21 protein-coding genes are annotated in these 23,607 nt (G+C 73.3%); 8 read left to right on the top strand and 13 right to left on the bottom strand.

The window, feature by feature from the left end:
* Nucleotides 1–1,238: 1,238 nt before the first annotated feature.
* Together AB0O53_RS14655 and AB0O53_RS14650 are read right to left on the bottom strand one after the other, a co-directional pair.
* The gene (locus AB0O53_RS14655) at nt 1,239–2,495 is read right to left on the bottom strand and encodes a maleylpyruvate isomerase N-terminal domain-containing protein (protein WP_350994589.1); all 1,257 of its coding nucleotides are present in this window, start codon (nt 2,493–2,495) and stop codon (nt 1,239–1,241) included.
* Entirely contained in the window at nt 2,492–3,070 is a 579-nt protein-coding gene (locus AB0O53_RS14650; RefSeq protein ID WP_350994591.1) for a sigma-70 family RNA polymerase sigma factor, read from the bottom strand. The genes AB0O53_RS14655 and AB0O53_RS14650 overlap by 4 nt, the downstream gene beginning before the upstream one ends.
* Nucleotides 3,071–3,371: 301 nt before the next feature.
* Here AB0O53_RS14650 and AB0O53_RS14645 point away from each other — a divergent pair, with 301 nt between their 5' ends.
* On the top strand, nt 3,372–3,890 hold the full coding sequence (locus AB0O53_RS14645; protein ID WP_350994593.1) for an EF-hand domain-containing protein: 519 nt from the start codon (nt 3,372–3,374) through the stop codon (nt 3,888–3,890).
* A 581-nt stretch (nt 3,891–4,471) separates the two neighbouring features.
* Here the strand turns inward: AB0O53_RS14645 and purU are convergent.
* A complete protein-coding gene (purU, locus tag AB0O53_RS14640; protein ID WP_350994594.1) occupies nt 4,472–5,356 on the bottom strand; it encodes a formyltetrahydrofolate deformylase in 885 nt (294 codons plus the stop codon).
* A gap of 14 nt (nt 5,357–5,370) precedes the next feature.
* Nucleotides 5,371–5,817 carry an SCO4402 family protein gene (locus tag AB0O53_RS14635; protein WP_350994674.1) on the bottom strand — a complete coding sequence of 149 codons (447 nt, stop codon included), beginning with the start codon at nt 5,815–5,817 and terminating at the stop codon, nt 5,371–5,373.
* A 196-nt stretch (nt 5,818–6,013) separates the two neighbouring features.
* On the opposite strand from AB0O53_RS14635, the gene AB0O53_RS14630 reads away from it, so the two are divergent.
* Entirely contained in the window at nt 6,014–7,303 is a 1,290-nt protein-coding gene (locus AB0O53_RS14630; protein WP_350994595.1) for an ABC transporter substrate-binding protein, read from the top strand.
* Between the two features lie 117 nt (nt 7,304–7,420).
* On the opposite strand, the gene AB0O53_RS14625 is transcribed toward AB0O53_RS14630, so the two are convergent.
* Nucleotides 7,421–8,776 carry a ferritin family protein gene (locus AB0O53_RS14625; protein WP_365195749.1) on the bottom strand — a complete coding sequence of 452 codons (1,356 nt, stop codon included), beginning with the start codon at nt 8,774–8,776 and terminating at the stop codon, nt 7,421–7,423.
* A 197-nt stretch (nt 8,777–8,973) separates the two neighbouring features.
* Nucleotides 8,974–10,344, bottom strand: coding sequence for an NsdA family TPR-like regulatory protein (locus tag AB0O53_RS14620; protein ID WP_365195747.1), 1,371 nt, complete (start codon nt 10,342–10,344; stop codon nt 8,974–8,976).
* A gap of 222 nt (nt 10,345–10,566) precedes the next feature.
* On the opposite strand from AB0O53_RS14620, the gene AB0O53_RS14615 reads away from it, so the two are divergent.
* The 3 genes from AB0O53_RS14615 to AB0O53_RS14605 all read left to right on the top strand — a co-directional run bounded on the left by AB0O53_RS14615 (nt 10,567) and on the right by AB0O53_RS14605 (nt 13,935).
* Nucleotides 10,567–11,247: a bifunctional DNA primase/polymerase gene (locus AB0O53_RS14615; RefSeq protein WP_350994601.1), complete on the top strand. Its 681-nt coding sequence runs from the start codon at nt 10,567–10,569 to the stop codon at nt 11,245–11,247.
* A 145-nt stretch (nt 11,248–11,392) separates the two neighbouring features.
* On the top strand, nt 11,393–12,262 hold the full coding sequence (locus AB0O53_RS14610) for an ABC transporter ATP-binding protein (protein WP_350994603.1): 870 nt from the start codon (nt 11,393–11,395) through the stop codon (nt 12,260–12,262).
* Nucleotides 12,259–13,935, top strand: a complete 1,677-nt coding sequence (locus tag AB0O53_RS14605) for a transporter (protein ID WP_365195743.1) — start codon at nt 12,259–12,261, stop codon at nt 13,933–13,935. Before AB0O53_RS14610 ends, AB0O53_RS14605 begins: the two co-directional genes overlap by 4 nt.
* Before the next feature lie 78 nt (nt 13,936–14,013).
* Here the strand turns inward: AB0O53_RS14605 and AB0O53_RS14600 are convergent, their stop codons facing one another.
* The 3 genes from AB0O53_RS14600 to AB0O53_RS14590 form a co-directional block, all read right to left on the bottom strand.
* Nucleotides 14,014–14,532: a hypothetical protein gene (locus tag AB0O53_RS14600; protein ID WP_365195740.1), complete on the bottom strand. Its 519-nt coding sequence runs from the start codon at nt 14,530–14,532 to the stop codon at nt 14,014–14,016.
* Between the two features lie 124 nt (nt 14,533–14,656).
* Complete coding sequence (locus AB0O53_RS14595) at nt 14,657–15,532, bottom strand: alpha/beta fold hydrolase (RefSeq protein ID WP_350994608.1); 876 nt, start codon at nt 15,530–15,532, stop codon at nt 14,657–14,659.
* A 335-nt stretch (nt 15,533–15,867) separates the two neighbouring features.
* Nucleotides 15,868–16,560, bottom strand: a complete 693-nt coding sequence (locus tag AB0O53_RS14590; protein WP_031155227.1) for an iron-dependent transcriptional repressor DtxR — start codon at nt 16,558–16,560, stop codon at nt 15,868–15,870.
* A gap of 212 nt (nt 16,561–16,772) precedes the next feature.
* On the opposite strand from AB0O53_RS14590, the gene AB0O53_RS14585 reads away from it, so the two are divergent.
* Entirely contained in the window at nt 16,773–17,528 is a 756-nt protein-coding gene (locus AB0O53_RS14585) for an SIS domain-containing protein (protein ID WP_365195736.1), read from the top strand.
* 82 nt (nt 17,529–17,610) lie between these two features.
* Here AB0O53_RS14585 and AB0O53_RS14580 read toward each other — a convergent pair whose 3' ends face one another.
* Both AB0O53_RS14580 and pdxH read right to left on the bottom strand, forming a co-directional pair.
* Nucleotides 17,611–18,939, bottom strand: coding sequence for a PAS domain-containing protein (locus tag AB0O53_RS14580; protein WP_350994613.1), 1,329 nt, complete (start codon nt 18,937–18,939; stop codon nt 17,611–17,613).
* A gap of 454 nt (nt 18,940–19,393) precedes the next feature.
* Complete coding sequence (gene pdxH, locus AB0O53_RS14575; protein WP_350994615.1) at nt 19,394–20,056, bottom strand: pyridoxamine 5'-phosphate oxidase; 663 nt, start codon at nt 20,054–20,056, stop codon at nt 19,394–19,396.
* 200 nt (nt 20,057–20,256) lie between these two features.
* On the opposite strand from pdxH, the gene AB0O53_RS14570 reads away from it, so the two are divergent.
* The gene (locus AB0O53_RS14570; RefSeq protein ID WP_030964724.1) at nt 20,257–21,363 is read left to right on the top strand and encodes a citrate synthase 2; all 1,107 of its coding nucleotides are present in this window, start codon (nt 20,257–20,259) and stop codon (nt 21,361–21,363) included.
* A gap of 134 nt (nt 21,364–21,497) precedes the next feature.
* Complete coding sequence (locus tag AB0O53_RS14565; RefSeq protein WP_365195732.1) at nt 21,498–21,908, top strand: DUF3592 domain-containing protein; 411 nt, start codon at nt 21,498–21,500, stop codon at nt 21,906–21,908.
* Between the two features lie 6 nt (nt 21,909–21,914).
* On the opposite strand, the gene AB0O53_RS14560 is transcribed toward AB0O53_RS14565, so the two are convergent.
* Nucleotides 21,915–22,544 (bottom strand): TetR/AcrR family transcriptional regulator, encoded by a 630-nt coding sequence (locus AB0O53_RS14560; protein ID WP_350994619.1) that lies wholly within the window; start codon nt 22,542–22,544, stop codon nt 21,915–21,917.
* On the bottom strand, nt 22,532–23,269 hold the full coding sequence (locus AB0O53_RS14555) for an enoyl-CoA hydratase family protein (protein ID WP_350994621.1): 738 nt from the start codon (nt 23,267–23,269) through the stop codon (nt 22,532–22,534). The genes AB0O53_RS14560 and AB0O53_RS14555 overlap by 13 nt, the downstream gene beginning before the upstream one ends.
* Nucleotides 23,270–23,607 lie beyond the last annotated feature (338 nt).

Here is a 23,607-nt window from a genome sequence, read left to right as displayed (position 1 = left end):
ACACGGCGGGGCCGGGACACGGCAGCAGCCGGCGGGGCGGGGTCGGGGAAGGTGCGGCGGTGGCTTCGGGTGGGCGGGATACACCCGGGCGGGAGCCAGTGACGTTCTGGAGGTTTTTCCGTCTGTCCGATGGTTTTCCGGGTCGTGCCGGTCCCTCAAGGGCGCTCCTGCGTCGCGTCGCGTTGCGATGGCCTTCGGCCACCCTTGACCGCCCGTCCCGCCCCGGAACTGCAAGGACCGGCGGAAAACCCCAAAAGAACGAGCCGGGACCTTCGTTTCAGGGACGGCCACATCAGCGATGCGCGGGCAGGAGCCCGGCACGCCCCAAATCGCTACGCGCTCCTGCAAGACGGCGTCCGCCAGCCTCTTGGGCTGGGCATAAGCCGCCATCGATCGCTACGCGCTTCGCCCTGACCGCGTCCGGCGGTCGTCAGGGGCTGGGAGGGGCGGATTCGAGGGGCGGAAGGGCGATCCATCGGCCCAGCCGATCTCAACCCCCGACAACGCCAGGGTGACTTCTCAACCACCCATCCAAAGGTGGGCAATTAGTGCAAACTGACGACTCTCCGAGGCTCGCACTCGCGCAGACACGGATGGGGTTCGCCTCAGCCGTCATCCGAAGCCTTTCCTCCCCCGGACCGCCCGCAGACGCCGCCCACAGGGGCGATTCGGGCCTCTGCGGCCTATGAACAACCCCGGACGGGCTGCGGACGCGTGATCGAGAAGCGCGTAGCGATCGATGGCGGCTTATGACCAGCCCACGGGGCCTGCGGACGCCGTCAGGCAGGAGCGCGTAGCGATTTGGGGCGCTCCTGGCTTTGCTCGCGCTGGACACCGCCCCGATGGCCTCTCGTCGCCCGGCTCGTTCTTTTGGGGTTTTCCGCCGGTCCTTGCAGTTCCGGGGCGGGACGGGCGGTCAAGGGTGGCCGCAGGCCATCGCAACGCGACGCGACGCAGGAGCGCCCTTGAGGGACCGGCACGACCCGGAAAACCATCGGACAGACGGAAAAACCCCCAGAACGTCACTGACTCCCGCCCGAGCGTGTCCTGCCCACCCGAAGCCGCCGTTCTGCTGCCGCGTTCCGCCCCTCCGCAACACCGCTCCCCACACCACCCCGCGCGTCCCGCCCCCGCCCCGCCGGCTTCCGCCGTGCTCCGACCCCGCCGCGCACGGCCGCGGGGTGCGGGGGCCGGGGCCGCGGGGGTGAAGGCGCCCGGCGGGTGGGGACCGTACGCCCCTACAGGCGGCTCAGGGACGCCGCCGCGAACAGGACGTCGCGGATCGCTTCGCGGTCGCCGTGCTGGCCCGCGGCCACGTCTTCCGGGGAGATGTGGCCGGCGGCGAGCTGGCAGAACTCGATGCCGTCCAGGGCGATCTCGGCCACCGTGCGTTCCGGCGACGGCTTCGCTCCCGGCGAGTCCAGCGCGATGTCCCAGCCGCCGCCACCCGCGCCCTCGATCTCCAGGTGCAGGGTCCGCCCGGGTGCTCCCGCCGCGACCAGGCCGCGCGCCGGGGCCGCAAGGCCAGCGCGGCGGCGCTGCGCCAGCGCGCTCGGCAGCAGTCGTGCCGCCAGGTCGATCATCCCGTGCAGGTGCGGCCCGGAGGGCGGCTCGTACGGGTAGTCCACCGCATCCGCGATGTCCCACGCGTGCACCCAGCACTCGAAGGCCCGCTCCAGGAAGGCGTCACCGAGCGGCAGTGCGAAACCGCCGTAGTCCACGGCGAGTTCGGCGACGCCGCGCCCCGCGAAGGACACCGTACGGACGAGGGTGTGGCCCTGTTCCCGCCACGGCTCGCGCACCTGTCGGGTCGTCGGGTACGCGGACGCGCCCCAGAAGTACTCCGTCCGTACGGTCGGGCCGCCCGGCGGCGCCTCCGGGCCGAGCGGGTCGTCCAGCCCGAGCGCGGTGGCGATCAGCCCGTCGACGGTCATCAGGTGACCGATCACGCCCGCGACCGTGGTCCGGTGCGACCGGCTCCGCTCCTCCTCGAACCACTTCAGGCGCACCGGGGTGTGCCACTCGGAGTCGCCGAAGTCCTGCAGCAGGGCGTCGAGCCGTGCGGTCTCGGTGTCGTACGGGCTCGCCCACACCGGCACCGGGATACGGGCCGGCCGCTTGCCGAGGCAGTCCTCCAGGACCCGCGAGCGCAGCAGCGGTTTGAGGTCGAGGGTCTCCTCCGGGTGCAGCAGTCCGACCGCGTCGCGCAGCCGCAGCGCCTCCTCCGCGCAGGGTGCGCACTCGGTGAGGTGGTCCTCGACGGCCCGGGTCTCCTCGGCCGAGCAGGCGGCCAGCGCCCACGCGCCGAGCAGGGACTTCAGCACGGCGTGCGAGGGCGGCGGTGACGGCGGCGCCGACGGCTGCGCGGGCAGCGGCAGCGGGCGCGGTGCGTGTCCCGGGTCGAGGTCGTCGGCGGCCCCGCGCGGGCCCGGTATCCGCGCCCGGCCGCCGGGACGCTCGTATCCGTCGTCGGGCGACTGGGCGGGGCCGTTCATCGGGGTGTTCCGTATTCGCGCGGGCCGTAACCGGGCTGGGCGGTGTCCTCCTGCGGGAGGGCGTTGGCGGTCGACAGCAGTTGGAGCCCGAGGCGCAGCCTGCGGCGCGCCTCGTCCTCGCTGATCTGGAGGTCGGCGGCCGCCTGGCGGTAGTCGCGCCGCTTGAAGTACGCGAGTTCGAGCGCGGCCCGCAGCGGCGCGGGCATGGAGGTGACGATGTAGTCCGCGCGGGCGGCGGCGTTGGCGCTGCGCACCTTCTGTTCCAGTTCCTCGCGGGAGCCCCGGCCCAGTTCGGCCTGGCGCAGCCGGGCGACGGCCTGGCCCTGGGTGATCCGGGCGACCCAGGAGCGCATGGAGCCCTGCTTGGGGTCGTAGGCGTCCGGGTTCTCCCAGATGTAGCCGAAGACCTCGCGGGTGACCCGGTCCGCCGCCTTCTCGTCGCCCAGCACGCGGTGCGCCAGGCTGTGCACGAGCGAGGCGAAGCGGTCGTAGAGCTCACCGAGCGCGGCGGCCTCGCCGCGGGCGAGGCGCTGCTGCATGCGGCGGTCCCACCGCGGTGGTACGTCCTTCGGCATAAGTGCCCCCAGCCGTGTGTCGACGCATCGAATGTAGTGGGCACATGGCCGATCGCGCCTGTTTTGGACGAAGCTCCCTTCCGAAGTGGGCCCTGCGTGATAGGGGCGTCGCAGGGCGTGAACGGTGGTGTGGCCGAGGGCACATGGGCACACACGTACGCGCCCCACCGCGCTCCCCGTGCGCGGGTTCGATGCGGCCGCCTGCTTGACCGCTTCGCTTAACGTGCAGGCCACCGAGGGCTTACGCTCCTGCCTTGTCTTGATCTGAACCCCACGCACACGTGAAGGTGGAACGCCGCATATGGACAGCGCAGAATACGAGCGCAAGATCGCCGCCCGATTCGCCACCTTCGACCAGGACGGGTCCGGCTTCATCGACCGGGAGGACTTCAGCGCGGCCGCGAAGGCCGTCCTGGCCGAATTCGGTACCGCAGCACGGTCGGAGAAGGGCCAGGCCGTCTTCGGCGGCGCCGAGGCGTTCTGGCAGGGCATGGCCGGGATCGCGGACGTCGACGGGGACCAGCGGGTGTCCCGCGAGGAGTTCATCACCGGCGCGGCCAAGCGGCTGCGCGACAACCCGCAGCGGTTCGCGGAGATCGCCCGGCCGTTCCTGCGGGCCGTGATCGCGGTGGCGGACGAGGACGGCCTCGGCGCGACGCCGACGGCCGCGGCCCGGGTGCTGCGCGTCCTCGGCACCGCGTCCGAGCTCGCCGAGCAGGTGGCGCGCGGCCTCGACACCGACGGCGACGGCCGCATCTCGGAGGACGAGATCCTGGCGGCGTTCGCGGGGTACTGCGGTGTGGAGGCGCCCGACGCGTGACGCCTGCGGCGAGCTCGCACCGACCGGCTGGACCGCCCCGCGCCTGACGCCTGCGGCGAGCTCGCACGGACTTGGTGGCCCCCCTACGCCACGCCGCCCGCACAGCGGTGACGGACAGGCGGCTCCACCGGGTGCTGCCGTGCGACCGGCCGGCGACGAGCACCGGGACCGGGGCAGGCCCCGCCGTCCCGCGCCCGGCACACCACGGCCCTGGCCCCGGCCGGGGCGAACCGCCGGCCGTGCGCAGACCGGTCTGCGGCCGGCGCGGTCACCGGCCGACGCCCCTGGCCGACCCGGCCGGCAGCACGGGCACACCCCTGGCCCCGGCGGCCGGCGTGAGCCCCTCGCGCCCGAGGACGCGGGCCCGGACGGCCGACGCCCCGCGGGCCCGACCCGCCGACCGCAGGCCCGGGCCACGGGCCCCGAGCCACCGACCGCGGGCCACGGGCCTCGAGCCGCAAGCCCCGGGCCACCGACCACCGGCCGCAGGCCCCGGGCCGGTCAGCACGGGCGGGAGCTGCGGGCTGCGGTCGGCAGCCGCCGGTCACGGCCGGCCCGGGCACGGGCGCGCGCGGCGTCCGTCAGGCGAAGACCACCGTGCGGGAGCCGTTCAGCAGGACGCGGTGCTCGCTGTGCCACTTCACCGCGCGCGCGAGCGCCTGGCACTCCACGTCGCGGCCGACGGCCACCAGCTGGTCCGGGGTGACCTCGTGGCCCACCCGCTCGACCTCCTGCTCGATGATCGGCCCCTCGTCGAGGTCGGCGGTCACGTAGTGCGCGGTCGCGCCGATCAGCTTCACACCGCGCGCGTGCGCCTGGTGGTACGGCTTCGCGCCCTTGAAGCTCGGCAGGAACGAGTGGTGGATGTTGATGATCCGCCCGCTCAGTTCCTTGCAGAGGGTGTCCGACAGCACCTGCATGTACCGCGCCAGCACCACCAGCTCGACGTTCTCGGCGCGTACGAGTTCCAGCAGCTGCGCCTCGGCCTGCGCCTTGGTGTCCTTCGTCACCGGGATGTGCACGAACGGCACCTCGTAGGAGGCGACCAGCTCGGCGAAGTCGGTGTGGTTGGAGACCACGGCCGCGATCTCGACCGGCAGGGCCCCGATCCGCGAGCGGAACAGCAGGTCGTTGAGGCAGTGCCCGAACTTGGACACCATCAGGACGATCCGCATGCGCTCCTCGGAGCGGTGGATCTGCCAGTCCATCTTGAAGGACTCGCCGATGGCGGCGAAGCTCGCCCGCAGTTTCTCCACCGTCACCGCAGGCTCGGCCTCGAAGTGCACCCGCATGAAGAAGAGCCCGGTCTCCCGGTCTCCGAACTGCTGGCTGTCCACGATGTTGCAGCCGGTCATGAACAGGTAGCTCGACACGGCGTGCACGATGCCCTGCTTGTCGGGGCAGGACACGGTCAGGACGTACTGGGGCTGCTGCTGGGCCTGGGCCTCGTTGTGCGGGTCGCTCATGACCGCACAGCCTTTCACACCGCGCGGGTCAGGATCCTCAGGACTTCCAGCGAGGTGGGCCGCACGTCCGGGTCGTCGCCGTCGGCCTGCGCGAGCCGTACGTGCGCCTCGCGCGCGGCACGGACCGCCTCGGGCCACGCGTGGTGTTCCAGGTAGACCGATACGGGGGCGTCGGGGCCGACCTGGTGGAGGATCCGGAGCACGCGCAGCACGGCCAGGTCGACGAGGGCCGCCTCCTGCGAGTCGCGGAAGATCGTGCCGACGTACTTCTCGGCCGACCAGCTGTCGAGCCACGTGTCCTCGACGAGCCGGTACACGGCGTCGGTGACGTCGCCGTACCCTTCGTCGCCGGCCAGCCAGGTGTCCTCGTGGAAGGCCGGATCGGAAAGCATGTGCAGCGCCGAGCGCACGTTGCTGCGCCAGCGCCACCACGGCATGTCGTTCAGGGGCATGCCGCCCATGGTGGAGGAGCGGCCGCCGCGTTTGGAAGAGTTCTTCGAACCTTGGGCGAATGTCACGCTTTCGATCGTACGTTCCTGTTCATTGCGATCTTGAGGCGCCTGCAAGCGACCGCGCCCCCGCAATTCACCTCGGCGTCACCCGATGTTGTGTCCATCTCACTCGACAGTTACCGGTGGGGCGGAATGGTGCGTGGACATGACCATCTCGCGACGCGCAGCGTCCCTCTCCCGCACCGTCGTGGCCACGGCGATGGGTGCGTGCCTCGTGGCCGGGTGCGGGACGCTCCCCGGCGGCTCGGGGGGCTCCGGGGGAACCATCACCGTCATGACCTTCGCCCCGGAGGGGACCGGCGCCACGAACATGCCCGGGATGACCGGAATGGCCAAGGCCTACGAGCGCTGGGTGAACGCCAAGGGCGGGATCAACGGGCACAAACTACGCGTATTGACCTGCAACGAGAAGAACACGCCCAGCGGCGCCGCCGACTGCGCCCGCAAGGCGGTCGCGGAGAAGGCCGTCGCCGTCGTCGGCTCCTACAGCCAGCACGGACGCGCCTTCATGGCCCCGCTGGAGGCGGAGGGCATCCCCTTCATCGGCGGCTACGGCGTCTCCTCCGAGGAGTTCCAGTCCCCGCTCTCCTACCCGGTCAACGGCGGCCAGTCCGTCCTGATCGCCGGCGCCGGCCACCAGCTGGGACGCGTCTGCGACCAGGTGGCGCTGGTCCGCCCCGACACCATCGCCGGCGACACCCTGCCGGTCCTGCTCAACGCCGGCCTGCGGGCCAACAAGATGGCCGACGCCGCCGACATCCGGGCCGCCGAGGACTCCGCCGACTTCAAGCCGCAGGCCAGTGAGGCCCTGGCGCACACCAGCGGAACCGGCAAGGAGAAGGAGAAGGAGAAGGGCTGCGTGACCGCGGTCCTCGGCGAGCGCACCGAGACGTTCTTCGACGCCTTCCGCCGCACCGAACCACAGCGCAAGAAGCCGCAGATCTCCTCCGTGCTGGGCAGCGTCAGCCAGTCCCTGGTGGACCGCACGGGCGGCCGGGAGAGCCCCTTCGAGGGCGCGTACATCACGAGCTGGTACCCGGTGGCCTCCGATCCCGTCTGGGAGCCCATGCGCAAGGTCGTCACCGACTTCGCCTTCGGCGACGACACCGTCGACCCCGACGACAGCGGGGCGCAGACCACCTGGATCGCGTACACGGTGCTGGGCGAGATCGTGAAGCGCTTCGAGGAGGGCGAGGACGTCGACGCCCGCAAGGTCAAGCGGTCGCTGAACGAGTCCCAGCCGGTGAAGACCGGCGGCCTCACCCCGGACCTGAGCTGGCGCTACCAGGACATGCGCGCCGTCGCCGGCTTCCCCCGCATCGTCAACGGCCAGGTCACCTTCCAGATCGTCCAGTCCGGGCGCCTCGTGGCGCAGCCCGGCGAGAAGAGCCTGGACATGACCCCGACGCTGGTACAGGCCCCGCGCACGGCCTGAGCGCGGGCGGGTGCCGGTCACCGGTGCCGGCAGAGGCGCCGGTGACCGGACCCGACACCGGCACCCGGTACCGGCACAGGCACCGGCACCGGCACCGGGTGCGGCACCGGGTGCGGCTCAGAGCTGGGACTTGTCGCGCTTGGTCAGTCCGTACTTGGCCGCGATCGTGTTCCACAGGGACGCGGCCGATTCCTTCGCCTTGGTCGCCTCGCCGCTCGACCTGTTGCCGTCGGAGGCGTTCTTGGTGGCCTTGGCCTTGCCGTCCTTGCACTTGTCGTCGTCGACGTCGTCGGCCCACGCGGCGTAGCTGTTGTCGGCGTCCGCCGAGGCCTGCCAGGCCTTGTTCAGCGCGGCCGACAGCTTGGCGTGGTCGGGCAGCTTGTCGACCTTCAACTCCTGCAGCCGGGTGATGAGTTCCTCGCGCTGGCGGGCCGCGTCGCGCAGGTCCGAGGCCGCCTGGTCGAGGTTGGCGCAGGTCTTGATGTCCTCCACGGCCTTGATCACCGCGGCCCGGCTGTCGTTGCTGTCCGCGAGGAGCTTGTCCAGCTGGACGGCCTGCGGGCGGGCCGGGTCGACCGGGGCCTCGCCGGGCGCGGCCGAGCCGCCGCTCGCGGCCGGTGCGGCGGGCACGGCGCCGGGGTCGTTGTTCTGGGGCTTGCCGTCGGGGAGCAGCGTGCCGACGCCGAGGCCGACGACGGCGAGGCCGATGACGACGGCGCCGATGATCGCGGGCGAGACCTTGCGGGAGGGCTCCGCCGGCGGGGGCGGGGCGTACTGCTGCTGCGGGTGCTGCGCGTGCTGCTGGTGCGGGTGTTGCTGGTGCGCCTGCGGGGGTACGGGGGCCTGCGCGCGCGGCGGGTAGGGCCGCTGCGGCGGCCGGCCCCGCAGTACGGGTTCCTGCACGGGCGGCAGGTGCTGGGTGTGCCCGGCGGAGTCGTCGCCGCGGAAGAGGTTGTCGAACCCTTCGACGCCGGAGGCGGCGGGAGCACCCGGCGCCCCGGGGCCCGCGGGCACCGGCGGGATGTACTGCGTCGCCGCCTCCGCGTGCGCGGGAGCCGCGGGACCGGCCGGCACGGGCGGTATGAACTGGGTCGCTGCCTCTTCGTGCCCGGGGTGCCCGGGCTGCGCGGGATACGCGGGAACGGGCGCGATGTACTGGGTCGCCGCCTCCGCGTGCGCGGGGGCCGCGGGATCGGCCGGCACGGGCGGTATGTACTGGGTGACGGCCTCGGGCAGCGGCGGATAGCCGTAGCCGTGCGGTGCGCCGGGCCCGTCGTAGCCGGGTCCGACCACGTGACCGGGCGAGGCCTCCGCCGCCGGGTAGGCCTGCGGGTACCCGTAGGCGGCACCGGGCTGGGCCTGCTGCTGCTGGGGCTGGTGCTGCTGCTCCGGGTACGCCGGATACCCGGACGCCGGGTCCGGATCCCACGGAGTGCCCGGCTGTGGGGCGCCCCCTTGTCCGCTCTGCGTCACCGGGACTCCTTCTCCGACTCGCCCGACCGTACGGAACCCCGGCCACGCTACCCGGTCACGCACCGCCACCGTGAGACCACCCGTGACCCGGGAACCGGCCCTTCCCGTGCGCGGGGGCGCGGCGGCCCGTCCGCGGCGCCCCCGCAGCGGCGCCGCGGACGGGTACGGGCCCGGCCCCCGGGTCGGCCGGGCACCGCCTAGGCGACCCGCGCGGCGAACTCCCGTACCGCCGCTTCCTCCCGGTACGGCTCCAGCCGCGTCCTGAAGTCCTCCAGGTACTCCGCCCCCCGGTTCGAGCGCAGCCCCTCCAGCAGGTCCGCCGCCTGCAGGGCCGTCTGGCAGGCCTGTTCCACCTCCCGCTGCTGCACCCGCGCCGCCGCCAGCAGCAGCAGCCCGATGGCCCGGCGGCGCGCCTTGCCCGCCGGGAGGAGGCGCAGGGCCTCCTCGGCCTGCCGGGCCGCCGCGTCCGCCTGCCCCAGGTCGCGGTGGCAGTGGGCCAGCTCGTCCGCGAGGTACGCCTCGTCGAAGTGGCGGATCCACACCGGGTCGTCGCCCGACTCCGGCGCCGCCCGCTCCAGCGCGCTCAGCGCCCGCGCGGACAGCACCCCCGTCGCCCGGCCGTCGCCCAGCAGCGCGTGCCCGCGCGCCTCGGCGGCGTAGTACATGGCCTCGACCCGCGGGGTGACCTGCCCGCGGGTCCCCTCCTGCGCGGCCCGCGCCAACTGCGCGATCTCCCGCGGGTTCCCGAGCTCCGCCGCGAGGTGGCTCATGGACGCCGCCAGTACGTAGCCCCCGTACGCGCGGTCCCCGGCCGCCTGGGCCAGCCGCAGCGCCTGGATGTAGTAGCGCTGCGCCAGGCCCGGCTGGCCCGTGTCGACCGCCATGTAGCCCGCCAGCTCCGTCAGCCGGGCCACCGCCGCGAACAGGGCCCGCCCGACGGACTCCCGGTAGGAGCCGCCGATCAGCCCCGACACCACCGAGTTGAGGTAGTGCACGACCACCGGCCGTACGTGCCCGCTGCCGAAGCGGTGGTCCAGTTCCTTGAGGGCCTCGGTGGTCGCCCGTACCGCCTCCACGTCCGACATGCCGACGCGCGCGCCGCCGTTGCGCGCCACCTGGGTGTCGGCGCCGGTGATCAGCCAGTCGCGGCTCGGCTCGACGAGCGCCGAGGCGGCCACGCTGGAGCCGGCGAGGAAGTCGCGGCGGCCGACGTCGCTGCGCCACAGCTCGCAGACCTGCTCGATCGCGCCGACGACGGTCGGGGAGAACTGCAGGCCGACGCCGGAGGCGAGGTTCTTGCCGTTGGCCATGCCGATCTCGTCGATGGTGACGGTCCGGCCTAGTTTGCGCCCGAGCGCCTCGGCGATGATGCCGGGGGCCCGGCCGCGCGGCTGCTGGCCGCGCAGCCAGCGGGCCACGGAGGTCTTGTCGTAGCGCAGATCGAGGCCGTGTTCGGCCCCGCACATGTTCACGCGCCGGGCGAGCCCGGCGTTGGAGCACCCGGCTTCCTGGATGAGCGCCTGCAGCCGTTCGTTCGGCTGGCGGGCGACGAGAGGCCTGGCTGCCATGAAAACCCCCTGCTGACCGCGGGTGATCCGTTGGAATGATCACTTCCCGCCTGATGTGCGGAGAATCTTCCGCTCTGCGTCGTGTCGCTACCCAGCAACAGCGCCCCGGCCTCCTACGCGCCCCCACACATGCATCAGTGCGCCCCGTATGCAGGATCGATGCTCCGCCCGCGGGCGGGTTTACCCCCGTAACCCCGGGTGACCCGGGCAGTTGTGATGGGCGTGGAAGAGACCATGGCAGTCACGGAGACCGCACCCATCCCCAAGCAGCGCGGCGAGCAGCTGCTGGACCATGCCGTGCGGTACGCGGAAGAACGGCACTGGGATGTCTTCGCCGGCACCTGGTTGGAGCCCGGGGACGGCCGCGAGCTGTGCTCCTGCGGGGCCGAGGACTGCCCGGCGCCCGGCGCGCACGCGGCCGTGAAGGACTGGGCGTCGCACGCCACCGGCAGCGCGGTGCAGGTGCGCCGGGTCTGGGGGAAGAACCCGCAGGCGTCGATCCTGCTGCCGACGGGCCGGAGCTTCGACGCGCTGGACGTGCCGGACTCGGCCGGCTTCCTGGCGCTGGCCCGGCTGGAGCGCATGCAGCGCACCCTCGGGCCGGTCACGCTGACGCCCGACCACCGGATGCTGTTCTTCGTGCTGCCCGGCGCCGGCGTCAAGGTCCCCGACCTCGTGCGCAAGCTGGGGTGGACGCCGTCCGCGATCGACCTGACCGCCCGCGGCGAGGGCGAGTACGTGGCCGCCCCGCCCACCCGCTTCGGCGGCCGGGGCGCGGTGCAGTGGGCGCGCCGCCCCACCCCCGCGAACCGGTGGCTGCCGGACACGGAGGAGCTGATCGACGCACTGGCGTACGCGTGCGGCAGCGAGGCCGCGGCCGAACGCAAGCGGCGCCAGGGGTGACGTGGTTCCGGCGGGACCGCAGGGGCCCGGCCTTGTGAGATCGCGCCCGGAAACTCATGACATAAGTAACTGATGAGGCCTCTCCCCCTCCTCCTATCGTGAGGAGAGAACGACCAAACGGGGACGTGTGACGAGAGGCGGGCGCATGCCGGACCAGGGCGATGCGACGGGTGGAACGTACGGGACGGACGGCGCGCGAACCGCGCCCTCCGCCGTGCGCGTGGAAGGTCTGTGGAAGCGGTTCGGCGAGCAGGTGGCCGTCGGCGGCATCGATCTGGATCTGCCCGCGGGGAAGTTCATCGGCCTGGTGGGGCCGAACGGCGCGGGCAAGACGACCACGCTGTCCATGGTGACGGGGCTGCTGCGCCCCGACATGGGGCGGGTCCTGGTCGCGGGGCACGACGTGTGGGCCGACCCGACCGAGGTGAAGGCGCGGATCGGCGTGCTGCCCGAGGGGCTGCGGCTCTTCGAGCGGCTGTCGGGACGCGAACTGCTCGGCTACATGGGGCGTTTGCGCGGACTGCCGGGCGAGGAGACCGACAAGCGGGCCACACAGCTGCTGGACATCCTCGACCTCGCCGGTTCGCAGCACAAACTGGTCGTCGACTACTCGACCGGCATGCGCAAGAAGATCGGCCTGGCGGCGGCCCTGCTGCACAACCCCGAAGTGCTCTTCCTGGACGAGCCGTTCGAGGGCGTCGACCCGGTGTCGGCGCAGACCATCCGCGGAGTGCTGGAACGCTACACCGCCTCCGGTGCCACGGTCGTCTTCTCCTCCCACGTGATGGAGCTCGTCGAGTCGCTGTGCGACTGGGTGGCCGTGATGGCCGCCGGCCGCATCCGCGCCTCGGGCCCCCTGGCCGAGGTACGGGGCTCCGCGCCCTCCCTCCAGGCCGCCTTCCTCGAACTGGTCGGCGCGCACGGGCGGAACACGGCCGGGGACGCGCTGGACTGGCTCGGCGGGACCGCCGGGACCGCCGGCGACTCCGGGGCGTCCGGGACGGTCGCGCGATGAGCGCGCCCGCCGCCTCCGCCGGGGCCTCCGGCGCCGCCGGGACCGTCACGGGAACGGCGCGCTCCGCCGCGCCGGCCGCGCCGGCCGCGCTGACCCCGATCTTCCTCCGCATCAAGCTGTCCCTGCTGCGCAACGGGCTGAAGGGCTCCTCGAAGCGCAAGGCCGCCTACTTCTCGTCGCTGGCCTTCGCGCTCGTGGTCGGCTTCTTCATGACCCTCGGCCTGGGCCTGTTGCACGGCCACGCGCACGCGGGCACCGTCGTGGTCCTGCTGGCCGCGGTCCTGGCGCTCGGCTGGGCCTTCATGCCGCTCTTCTTCCCCACCGGGGACGAGACCCTGGACCCGAGCCGGCTGGTGATGCTGCCGCTGCGCCCGCGTCCCCTCGTACGGGCCCTGCTCGTGACCTCGCTCGTCGGCATCGGGCCGCTGTTCACGCTGTGCCTGGCGATCGGCTCGGTGATAGCCGTCGCGCGCGGCGCCGCCGGCGCGGTGGCGGCCGTGGTGGCCGTACCGCTCCTGCTGCTCGGCTGCGTGACCCTCGCCCGGGCCGTGGCGACGGCCAACGTACGCCTGCTGACCAGCCGCAAGGGGCGCGACCTGGCGCTGCTGAGCGGCCTGGTGATCGCGGTGGGCGCGCAGCTGGCCAACTTCGCCAGCCAGAGCCTCTTCCAGGCCGGCGGGCTTGCGAAGCTGGAGCCCGTCGTGGCGGTGGTGCAGTGGCTGCCGCCGGCGACCGCCGTCGGGATGGTGGACTCCGTGGGCGAGGGCGCGTACGGGCGGGCGGCGGCCCAGCTGGTGCTGACCGTGGCCGCCGTGGCTCTCCTGCTGTGGTCCTGGGAGCGCAGCCTGACCAAGCTGATGGTCACCCCGGACGGTTCGACGATCGCGGCCTCCGGTCCGGTCAAGGACCGCGGTGGCGCCGGCCGCGGCTTCTGGTCGCTGATGCCGGGCGGCCGTACGGGCGCCTCCATGCAGCGCAGCCTGCGCTACCTCGTGCGCGACCCGAAGACGAAGTCCGCCACGGTGACCGCGCTGGCGATCGGCGCGATCGTGCCCGTCTTCAACGCGCTGCAGGGCGCCGGATCGGTGTACCTCGGCTGCTTCGGCGCGGGCATGCTCGGCGTGCAGATGTACAACCAGTTCGGGCAGGACACCTCGGCGTTCTGGATGGTCGCGCAGACCATCTCCAACGCCCGTGACGCGTACGTCGAGCTGCGCGCCCGCGCTGCCGCGCTGGCCCTGGTCACCGTCCCGTACACGGTCCTCGTCACGGCGGTCACCGCCGCCCTGGTGGACGACTGGCAGGCCTTCCCGGCGGGGGTGGGCGTGGCCCTGGCCCTGCTCGGTTCGATGCTCTGCACGGGGGCGCTGGCCTCGGCCCGCTTCGCGTACTCCATCCCGACGGACGGCGCCTTCAAGAACGTCGCTCCGGGGCAGGCCGGGCTCGCCTGGGGCGGCATCGCCGGCGGAATGCTGGCGTCGGCGCTGGTGTGCGCGCCGGTGATCGCCCTGGCGATCTGGCTGAACATGGCCGAACACCGGGACATGTCCTGGGTCGTGCTCCCGGTCGGCGTGCTCTGGGGCTGGCTGGCCACCTGGGCGGGCCTGCGGCTGGCGGCCCCGACGGTGTCGCGCAAGCTCCCGGAGATCCTGCTGGCGGTCAGCAAGGGCTGACGAACACCCGTTGCCCCGGGCGTCGCCGTGCGGCGACTCGGGGCGCGGGAGGCGGGAGGCGGTACGGGGACCGCGGGTTCAGCGGGCGGCGAGCAGGAGCAGCGCGGCGGCGGATCCGGCGAACACGATGCCGTGGCGGATGTTCTGCAGGTACGGCATCACCCAGCGGGGGAAGCCCTGCTCGGCGGCGCGGAGCATGGACCGCACGTCGATGCGCCGGAGTTCGGCGTCGTCGGACTTGGCGAAGGCCGCGCTGACGGACGGCACGGCGGTCAGGTTGGAGTAGAGGATCACGCAGTTCACGAGGACGACCAGCGGCTGGATGATCCAGGTGAGCGTGTCGGCCGAGGAGTTGCCGGCGAGGGCGAGGACGGCGGGCACGGCCAGGGCGGTGGCGATCCCGACGGGCGCCCAGGTCTCGTGGCCTCCGGCGTCGAGGCGCATGCCGTTCTCGGCCATGATGGTCGTCCGCACCCCCTGACGCCCCAGCTCGGCCTCGACGGCGGCCTGGGCGCGGCTGCCGTAGCGGCTGCGGACGAGCGGGATGCTCAGGAAGGCGAGGGCGATCAGGAGCTGCAGGGCGGCGACGGCGTTCACGGGTTTCCTCGTTTCTCAGGGGTTTTCCTGGCGACGTGGAAACCATGTCCCGCCCTCCTGACACCCCCCGGACAGCCCGCTGACATCCCGCTGACACGCCCGGTGGGGGCCGAGGTCGCAGGGATCAGGGGGTGGGGGCCGGGATGTCGTCCAGGAAGGGCTCCAGGGCGGCGCGCCAGGCCGTCGGCTGGTCGTAGTGGAGGTAGTGGCCGGCGTCGGGGATCTCCGCGTACCGGCCGGCGGGGAGGACGCGGACCATCTCCTGGGCCTCTGCGCGGCCCAGTTCGCCGTCCAGGCCGCGGACCACGAGGGTCGGGCAGCGGACCTGCGCCAGCTCCTCCCAGTGCGCGTCGTGGACCCACGTCTCGCGGGCGGTCAGCATCTGGCGGCGGGAGAAGAGCGGCCGCCAGCCGTCCGGGGCCTCGTGCATGACCTCGGCGAAGAAGGCGCCGCGACCGGGGTCGGGGCGCTCCACGCGGGGATCGTCCTCGCCGAACCAGCGGCGGGCCGCGTCCTGGGTGGGGAAGGGCAGGGGCCAGAGGTGGAACCAGTCCTCCCATTCACGCTGGGAGGCCGCGCCGAGTGCCGAGGCGCGCATGTCGCAGATGACGAGGGCCGCCACCAGGTCGGGGCGGCGGGCGGCGAGCTGCCAGGCCGTGAGCGCTCCCATGGAGTGGCCGATCAGGGTGACGGGGGCGAGGCCGAGCTGTTCCACGGCGGCCTCGGCGTCGGCCACGAAGGCCTCGCGGCCCAGGGTGGTGTGCGGGGCGCCGCCGTCGGGCGGGCGGTCGCTGTGGCCGTGGCCGCGCTGGTCCAGGGCGACGACGCGGCGGCGTTCACCGAGCCAGTGGGCGGTACCGGCCCAGTGGGAGGCGCGGCCCATCAGCCCGTGCAGTAACAGCACGCCGGGGCGGGGGTCTGCTTCGGGGACCGGTTCTCGGAACTGCCAGGCGGCCAGCCGGACGCCCTCGGCCCCTGTCACATCGATGCGCTGTACCACCGCAGATGCACCCCCTTCGCTCCCCGCCAGCCTATCGAACCCCCATTCGAAAACGGGGTTCCCGCCCACAACACCGCTCTTTCGAGTGACCTTGCTCAAGGATTGGCCGCCCCTGCCGATGGAGATCCTTTCAACAGGGAGGCGGGCCGCTCGGGGAAGACGGTCCGAGGGGACGACCTTGAGAGCTCGGGGCTCCAGGTCACACAGGGGAGGACCGGTCCCGGCGCCGCAAGGCGCCGGGACCGACCACTACCGAGGACCGATCCGTACGGCTGGGGACCCTTCGAGGCCGACGAGGACCTACCGGGTCGACACGGTCGACGAAGTCGACGAGGTCAGCGCTTCGCCACGAACACGTGCGAAGCGATCTCCGCCTCGAGCTCGGCGGCCTCACCGCCACTGCCCACCAGCACACCGCCCGGCGACTCGGTCACGCTCACCACCGAGCCGGGCTGCACACCCGCACGGCGCAGCGTGTACATCAGCTGGGCGTCCGTCTGGATCGGCTCACCGATCCGCCGCACGACCACCGTCTTGCCCTCGGTGCCCGGGTCCAGCTCGGCCAGGCTGATCATGCCGTCCTCCAGGAACGGCTCCGCCTCGGCCTTCTCCCCCAGCTCCTCCAGCCCCGGGATCGGGTTCCCGTACGGCGACTCGGTCGGGTGGCGCAGCAGCTCCAGCACCCGCCGCTCCACCGCCTCGCTCATCACGTGCTCCCACCGGCAGGCCTCGGCGTGGACCTGCTCCCACTCCAGCCCGATGACGTCGACGAGCAGGCACTCGGCGAGCCGGTGCTTGCGCATCACGCGCGTCGCCAGCCGCCGGCCCTCGTCCGTCAGCTCCAGGTGCCGGTCGGTGGCGACGGCCACCAGGCCGTCGCGCTCCATGCGCGCCACCGTCTGGCTCACCGTCGGCCCGCTCTGGTCCAGCCTCTCGGCGATCCGGGCGCGCATGGGCACCACGCCTTCCTCTTCCAGCTCGAGGATGGTGCGGAGATACATCTCCGTGGTATCGATCAGTCCGGACATTCGTGCCCCTCGGATTGCGTGCGCTGGCCCTGTCCCCAATTCTGACGCATCAGGCCGACAACCGTCCCGTGCCCAGGGGTCAAGACCCGTCCCGTACCTGTCCCGGCCCTTTCCCACACGGGATTGACGCCCGTATTGACACGCCCTTGGTCCAGACCGCACGGTGAGCGGCGGACACGGACGCACCCCACCTCTGGAAGGGCCTTCGGCGTATGAGCGAGAGCAAGCTGGCCGGTCAGTTCTTCGACGCCGCCATCGGCCTGCTGGAGCGGGTACGGAACGAGGAGGCCCCGCACATCGCCGAGGCCGGCACCCTCGTCGCCGACGCCGTCGCCGCCGGCAACCGCCTCTTCGCCTTCGGCGCCGGACACTCCTCGCTGCCCGCCCAGGACGTCGTCTACCGGGCCGGCGGCCTGGCCCTGATGAACTTCCTCGCCGTCCCCGGCACCGCCGGCGTCGACGTCATGCCCGCCACCCTGGGCAGCGCCCTGGAACGGGTCGACGGCCTCGCCGGAGCCGTCCTCGACAGCAGCCCCGCCTCCGACGGCGACGTCCTCGTGATCATCTCCCTGTCCGGGCGCAACGCCCTGCCGGTCGAGATGGCCATGAACGCCCGCGCCATCGGCCTCAAGGTCATCGGCGTCACCTCGGTCGCCTACGCCACCGACACCCGTTCCCGGCACGCCTCCGGCACCTTCCTCAAGGACCACTGCGACGTCGTCCTCGACAGCAAGATCGCCGTCGGTGACGCCGAACTCAGCATCGACGGCATCGACGCCCCGTTCGCCCCCGCCTCCACCGTCGTCACCAGCGCGATCATGCAGGCGGTCATGGCGACGGCGGCCGGGGAACTCGCCGCCCGCGGCCTGGAGCCCCCGCTGCTGCGCTCGGGCAACGTCGACGGCGGCCACGAGTGGAACGGCCGCGTCATGCAGGAGTACGGCGACCGGATCTTCTTCCGCCACTGACCGGCCCCGACCGGCACTGGCCGGGACTGGCCACCACTGGCCGGCGCCCACCGGCACCGACCCGGGGCCGACCCGGGACCGGTCAGCGGCCCGGCGGGCGCGCCGCCGGGTCCAGGTCCGCCAGGTCCAGGTCCGCCGCGACCCGGGCCGCGACCTCCTCCGCGTACGCGGCGTCCGCGCGCTCGAACGCCACCCGCGAGGGCCCGCGCAGGAACGTCAGCGCGCCCAGGGTCCGCCCCCGGCTGCGCAGCACCGTGCACAGCACGTGCGCCGCGCCCTCGGGCCACTGCCGGGCCCGCGCCCACTCCGCGTCCGCCTCACCGCGCGGGGCGCTCGTGCGCACCGAGCCGATCCGGTCCAGCGCCTGCAGCGCCGGGTGCCCGGCCGCGTACCGCACGGGGATCGACCCGGCCGCCGGCAGCGCGGGCGGCGACGCGGCGCACCGTACGAGCCTGCGCCGGTCGGAACCGGCCGCGGAGGCCAGTACGTCGAGCAGCGCGTGCTCGGCGAAGCCGGCGAGCGCGAAGTCCAGGCGTACGGCGGCCGCCTCCGCCGGATCCTCGCACTCGGCGGCGGCCCGCCCCGCCCGGTGCAGCTGGTGGGACCGGAACCGCGCCTGCGCGGCGTCGAGCTGCTCCTGCCGGGCCTCGGTGACGTCCTGGATCAGCCAGCCGACGCCCAGCGGCACCGGTTCCTCCGCGAGCGGCGAGGCCAGCCGCAGGAACCCGCACCGCCAGCACCGGCGCCGCACGCCCTCCGCCGTGCGCACCGACACCCACATCTCGACGGGCGCCGGCGGCGCCCCCTCCGCGAGCACGTGTTGGAGCGCGCCCTCCAGCTCCTCCACCCCCTGGGTCAGCAGCTCCCCGAGGGGACGGCCGAGCAGGGCGGTGCGGCCGGTCCCGAAGGCTCGTGCGGCGTGGGTGTTGACCACGGCGGGCCGCAGGTCGACGTCGACGAGGACGACCCCCCAGGAGGCGTCGTCCATCAGGGCCTCGCTGAGCGCGATGGACCGCTCCAGGTCGATCTGCGCGTGCACCTCGCTGAAGGCGCAGTAGACCCCCGCGGGCGAGCCGTCCGCGCCCGGCACCCCGGCGGACTGCGTCCGTACGAGGACCCGCCCGCCGTCCTTGGTGAGGAGCGCGAACTCGTGGACCTGGCGCCCGGGCACGTGCTGGGCGGACATCAGCCGGTCCTGCACGTCCTGCGCGTCGGCGGCCCGCACCGCCCACCCCTCGAACCCCTTGCGCCCCACGGCCTCCCCGGCCGACCAGCCCAGGATCCGCTCGGCCTCCCGGTTCCAGTGGGTGATCACCCCGTCGGAATCGAAGGCGCACAGCGCGGCGTCCATCCCGTCCAACAGCGCGGCGAGCAGATCGTCGGCGGTCTCGTCACGTCCGGAAGCACTCACCTGGAACCCCCAGCAGGTGTTCGCGTATGCGGCACGTCAGATCATTGAACTCGAACGTGACCCACACCACACCGCTTTCGTCGGATTGGGGACACGAAATCCGGTCGAGCCGGAGCGGAAGGCCACGCGGTGAGGAGGATCCGCGCGCGGAGGGCGGCCGCACCGTCACTCACGGGGAGCGAAAAATAAAACGGTTGTGGCGGTCGCGGTGCCTGCCTAGGCTCTGACTTACACGAGAAGGGAGGTGGTTCCCGCAATGTACGGAAACCGGACGCGTGAGGTGGCTGCGGGCTAGGGCCCGTCGTCAGTAGCGCACCCAGTGCGGTGCCCGGCGGATCGCCCGGCGCCAATCCCAAGCAGTCACCCGACCCGCGGGCTCGCCGGTAACGTCCGGCCGGCTCCTCTCACTGCAGGAGAGGAACCCGAGCCCGCGGGTCGTCTGTTTTTCCCGCGGCTACGGGCAGAGCCGTTCCAGGCGCCACTTCTCGCCCTCCAGCACGTAGTGGAGGCGGTCGTGCAGCCGGTTCTCGTGGCCCTGCCAGAACTCGATCTCCTGCGGCACCACCCGCAGCCCGCCCCACTCCGGCGGGACCGGGACCTGCTCGCCCTCCGGATAGCGCTCCGCGAGCTCGGCGTAGCGGCTGTCCAGCTCCGCGCGCGAGCCGATCACGCTCGACTGCTCGCTCGCCCAGGCACCCAGCTGCGAGCCGTGCGGGCGCGACCGGAAGTACGCCGCCGTCTCGTCACGGCCGATGCGGGACGCCGTACCGGTGACGATCACCTGGCGGGCGATGGGGTGCCAGGGGAAGAGCAGCGCGACCTGCGGGTTCTGCGCGAGCTCCCGGCCCTTGCGGGACCCGTAGTTGGTGAAGAACACGAAGCCCCGGCTGTCGAACTGCTTCAGCAGCACCGTGCGCGAGCTGGGCCGTCCGTCGGGGGTGGCCGTCGAGACGACCATGGCGTTCGGTTCGAAGAGGTGCGAGTCGGCCGCCTGCTGGAACCACCGGGCGAACTGCTCCATGGGGTCCTCGGCGAGGCTCTCCTCGTGGACGATCTCCGAGCGGTACTGCTTGCGCATCATTGCGGGGTCAATGTCCTGATCGGTCACGTCAGCCATCCTGCCGCACGTGGATCGGCGACGGTGTGCCGTATGTCACGCTTCCGCAGTCGGGGCGCAGCGGCCAAAATCTTGGGGCCGGTCCGAAGGCCCCCGCACGGGTGACCATCGGCCGTGCCGGGCATCAACGGGGATGACCGCGCCGGACCGCGAGTCACGCCGGGAGCCGCGCGTGTTCGCACTATCTGAGGAGCCGCCTGATGTCCGACTTCGTACCCGGGCTCGAAGGGGTCGTCGCGTTCGAGACGGAGATCGCCGAACCCGACAAGGAAGGCGGATCGCTCCGCTACCGGGGCGTCGACATCGAAGACCTCGTCGGCCACGTCTCCTTCGGGAACGTCTGGGGCCTGCTGGTCGACGGTGCTTTCAACCCCGGCCTGCCGGCCGCGGAGCCCTTCCCCATCCCGGTCCACTCCGGTGACATCCGGGTCGACGTGCAGTCCGCCCTCGCGATGCTCGCGCCCGTGTGGGGTCTGAAACCGCTGCTGGACATCGACGTGCAGACCGCCCGCGACGACCTGGCGCGCGCGGCCGTGATGGCGCTGTCGTACGTCGCCCAGTCGGCCCGCGGCCAGGGCCTGCCCATGGTTCCGCAGCGCGAGATCGACAAGGCGGAGTCCGTCGTCGAGCGGTTCATGATCCGCTGGCGGGGCGAGCCGGACCCGAAGCACGTCAAGGCCGTCGACGCGTACTGGACCTCCGCCGCCGAGCACGGCATGAACGCCTCCACGTTCACCGCGCGGGTGATCGCGTCGACCGGTGCGGACGTCGCCGCGGCGCTGTCCGGCGCGGTGGGAGCGATGTCGGGCCCGCTGCACGGCGGTGCGCCCTCCCGCGTGCTCGGCATGATCGAGGAGATCGAGCGCACCGGCGACGCCGTCGCCTACGTGAAGAAGGCCCTCGACAAGGGCGAGCGCCTGATGGGCTTCGGGCACCGCGTCTACCGCGCCGAGGACCCGCGCGCCCGCGTGCTGCGGCGCACGGCCAAGGAGCTGGACGCGCCGCGCTACGAGGTGGCCGCCGCGCTGGAGAAGGCCGCCCTGGAGGAGCTGCACGCGCGTCGCCCCGACCGGGTGCTCGCCACGAACGTGGAGTTCTGGGCCGCGATCATGCTGGACTTCGCGGAGGTCCCGGCGCACATGTTCACCTCCATGTTCAGCTGCGCCCGTACCGCCGGCTGGTCGGCGCACATCCTGGAGCAGAAGCGCACGGGCCGTCTGGTGCGCCCGTCGGCCCGCTACACGGGCCCGGGCCGGCGCGACCCGCAGGAGATCGAGGGCTACGCGGACATCGCCGAGACCGCCTGACCGGCCCGGCCGCCCGCCACCGCGGGGGCGCCGTGCCCCGGACTCCTCCGGGCGCGGCGCCCCCGCCGCGTTTCCCCGCACCCCTGCCGTCCGAACTGATGCCGTCCGAACCGATGCCGTCCGCCGGAGCACCCGTGAGCAAGATCCCGTACCTCGTCCTCGGCCTCGGGGCGCTGCTGTTCGCCGTGCTCGCGCTGCGGCGGCGCCTGGTGCTGCGCCGGCGCGGGGTCGCCGTACGGGCCCGCTGCTCCGCCGTGCAGCGGCCCACGGAGGGCGGCCCGGCCCGGCTCACGCTGCGCTACCCGACGCCCGACGGGCGCACCCGCACGTATCTGGCGCGCGAGGGCGACTGCCCTCCGGGGACGTGTGAGGGGGACGCGGTGGAGGTGCTGTACGACCCGCGGGAGCCGTCCCGGGCCGCCACCGCGCAGGCCGCCCGGCGGGCGCCGTGGCGGCACTACGACCTGTTCGGGCTGATGGGGGTGTCCCTCGCGATGGTGCTGGCGTCCGTGTCCGGGTCCGTGTTCGGGTCCGCTCTCGGCTGAGGGGGCTCAGCCGAGAGCGGCGTCGAGGATGCGCGACCACTGGGCCACGACACGGGCCCGGCGGGCTGCGTCGTCGGTCAGGACGTTGGCCAGCCCCAGGCCGCGGGCCATGTCGAGGAGGCCCTGCACGGTCTCCCGTACGCCCGGTACGGACTCGTCCGCGCCCAGCAGCTCGACGGCGATGCGGTGGGTCTCGCGGCCGACCCGGGCCTCCAGTTCGGTGACCCGCGGGCGCAGTTGCTCCTCGTTGGAGGCAGCGACCCACAGCTGGAGCGCGGCCCGGAAGAGGGCGCCCGTGTACAGGTCCACCAGCGCCTCCACGACGGCCGGGCGGGCGGCCGGGCCGGCGTGGAAGAGGTCGCGCAGGGCGGTGGAGCGTTCCTCGGCGACGTACTCGACGGCGGCGGTGAACAGGTCCTCACGGGTCGGGAAGTGGTGCTGGGCGGCTCCACGGGAGACGCCGGCGCGTTCGGCGACGACGGACACGGTGGAACCGGCCCAGCCGTGCTCGGCCAGGCAGGACACGGCCGCCTCCAGGAGGTGGCGGCGGGTGACGCGGCTGCGCGCCTGCTTGGGGCCGGTGGCGGCGGCTGCCGTGCCGGTCGCGCCCGTGGCGCCGCCGGTCACCGTGCCCATGACGGGTCCCGGCGCTCGAAGCGTGCGGTGATGCCCTCGCGGGCCTCGGCGGAGGCGAAGTGGTGCGCGGACAGTTCGGTGAGGGCGGCGCCGTCCTGGGCGAGGGCCGCGCGTACGGGTGCGGTGACCAGTCGCTTGGTCGCGGCGAGCGCCTGCGGGCCGGCCTTGCGCAGGCCCGCGAGGACGGGCGCCAGGGTCTCGTCCACGTCCTCCCCGTGCAGGGTGAGCAGGCCGATCCGTGCGGCCTCGGCGGCGTCGAACGCCTCGGCGGTCAGGAAGTAGCGGGAGGCGGCGCGCGGGTCGAGGCGGGGCAGGAGCGGCGCGGAGATGACGGCGGGGACGACGCCCAGGTGGGTCTCGGTGAAGGCGTACGAGGACTGCGGGCCGGCGGCGGCGATGTCGCAGACGCCGAGCAGGCCGAGGCCGCCGGCGCGGACGTGGCCGGTGACGCGGGCGACGACGGGCTGGGGCAGCTCGGCGATCTCGCGGAGCAGGGCCACGAAGTCGGCGGGGGCGGAGGGGGACTTGAGGTCGGCGCCGGAACAGAACGTGGAGCCGGTGTGGGTGAGGACGACGGCGCGGACGGCCGGGTCCGCGGCGGCTGCGGCGAGGGCGGTACGGAGTGCTGCGACGAGCTCGGCGGAGAGGGCGTTGCGGTTGCCCGGGGAGTCGAGGGTGAGGGTGGTGACTGCGGCCGCCGTTGTGGCGTGGACGGGTGTGGCCATGGCTCCTCCGGAGCGGTGGGCGGGGTGGTGCGGGGTCTTCGGGTGGGAGGCTATGCGGTGTCCCCTGCGGGGGGCTCGGCGGTATCGGGGTGCTGCTGCACCCCGGCCCCTTTCCGCACCCCTGCGGGGGGGGCTTGGTGGGGTGGTGCGGTTCGGGCTGCGTCATGCCCCTGCGGGTTCGCTGCGCGGCTGGGCGGTGTCGGGGGGTGGGGTGGTGCCCCGCACGAGGGTCTCCTCGGCTCGGCGCGTGCGGGGTGTCGCGGCCAGGCGGCTCCGGTTGCGCGCTCGTCCTGCGGGGACCCTCCTGCGTGTCCCCGCCCCACGCCAACGCTCCGGAA

Origin of the sequence: Streptomyces erythrochromogenes, from assembly GCF_040684695.1 — a bacterium.
Lineage (GTDB): Bacteria > Actinomycetota > Actinomycetes > Streptomycetales > Streptomycetaceae > Streptomyces > Streptomyces erythrochromogenes_C.
The sequence above is the reverse complement of the archived record's forward strand: the minus strand, read 5'-3'. Positions and strand labels throughout refer to the sequence as shown.

Excerpts from the sequence above, each read along its gene's own strand:
- AB0O53_RS14655 (WP_350994589.1), bottom strand. The coding sequence starts at position 2,495 with ATGAACGGCCCCGCCCAGTCGCCCGACGACGGATACGAGCGTCCCGGC.
- AB0O53_RS14650 (WP_350994591.1), bottom strand. The coding sequence starts at position 3,070 with ATGCCGAAGGACGTACCACCGCGGTGGGACCGCCGCATGCAGCAGCGC.
- AB0O53_RS14645 (WP_350994593.1), top strand. The coding sequence starts at position 3,372 with ATGGACAGCGCAGAATACGAGCGCAAGATCGCCGCCCGATTCGCCACC.
- purU (WP_350994594.1), bottom strand. The coding sequence starts at position 5,356 with ATGAGCGACCCGCACAACGAGGCCCAGGCCCAGCAGCAGCCCCAGTAC.
- AB0O53_RS14635 (WP_350994674.1), bottom strand. The coding sequence starts at position 5,817 with ATGGGCGGCATGCCCCTGAACGACATGCCGTGGTGGCGCTGGCGCAGC.
- AB0O53_RS14630 (WP_350994595.1), top strand. The coding sequence starts at position 6,014 with ATGACCATCTCGCGACGCGCAGCGTCCCTCTCCCGCACCGTCGTGGCC.
- AB0O53_RS14620 (WP_365195747.1), bottom strand. The coding sequence starts at position 10,344 with ATGGCAGCCAGGCCTCTCGTCGCCCGCCAGCCGAACGAACGGCTGCAG.
- AB0O53_RS14610 (WP_350994603.1), top strand. The coding sequence starts at position 11,393 with ATGCCGGACCAGGGCGATGCGACGGGTGGAACGTACGGGACGGACGGC.
- AB0O53_RS14605 (WP_365195743.1), top strand. The coding sequence starts at position 12,259 with ATGAGCGCGCCCGCCGCCTCCGCCGGGGCCTCCGGCGCCGCCGGGACC.
- AB0O53_RS14590 (WP_031155227.1), bottom strand. The coding sequence starts at position 16,560 with ATGTCCGGACTGATCGATACCACGGAGATGTATCTCCGCACCATCCTC.
- AB0O53_RS14585 (WP_365195736.1), top strand. The coding sequence starts at position 16,773 with ATGAGCGAGAGCAAGCTGGCCGGTCAGTTCTTCGACGCCGCCATCGGC.
- pdxH (WP_350994615.1), bottom strand. The coding sequence starts at position 20,056 with ATGGCTGACGTGACCGATCAGGACATTGACCCCGCAATGATGCGCAAG.
- AB0O53_RS14570 (WP_030964724.1), top strand. The coding sequence starts at position 20,257 with ATGTCCGACTTCGTACCCGGGCTCGAAGGGGTCGTCGCGTTCGAGACG.
- AB0O53_RS14560 (WP_350994619.1), bottom strand. The coding sequence starts at position 22,544 with ATGGGCACGGTGACCGGCGGCGCCACGGGCGCGACCGGCACGGCAGCC.
- AB0O53_RS14555 (WP_350994621.1), bottom strand. The coding sequence starts at position 23,269 with ATGGCCACACCCGTCCACGCCACAACGGCGGCCGCAGTCACCACCCTC.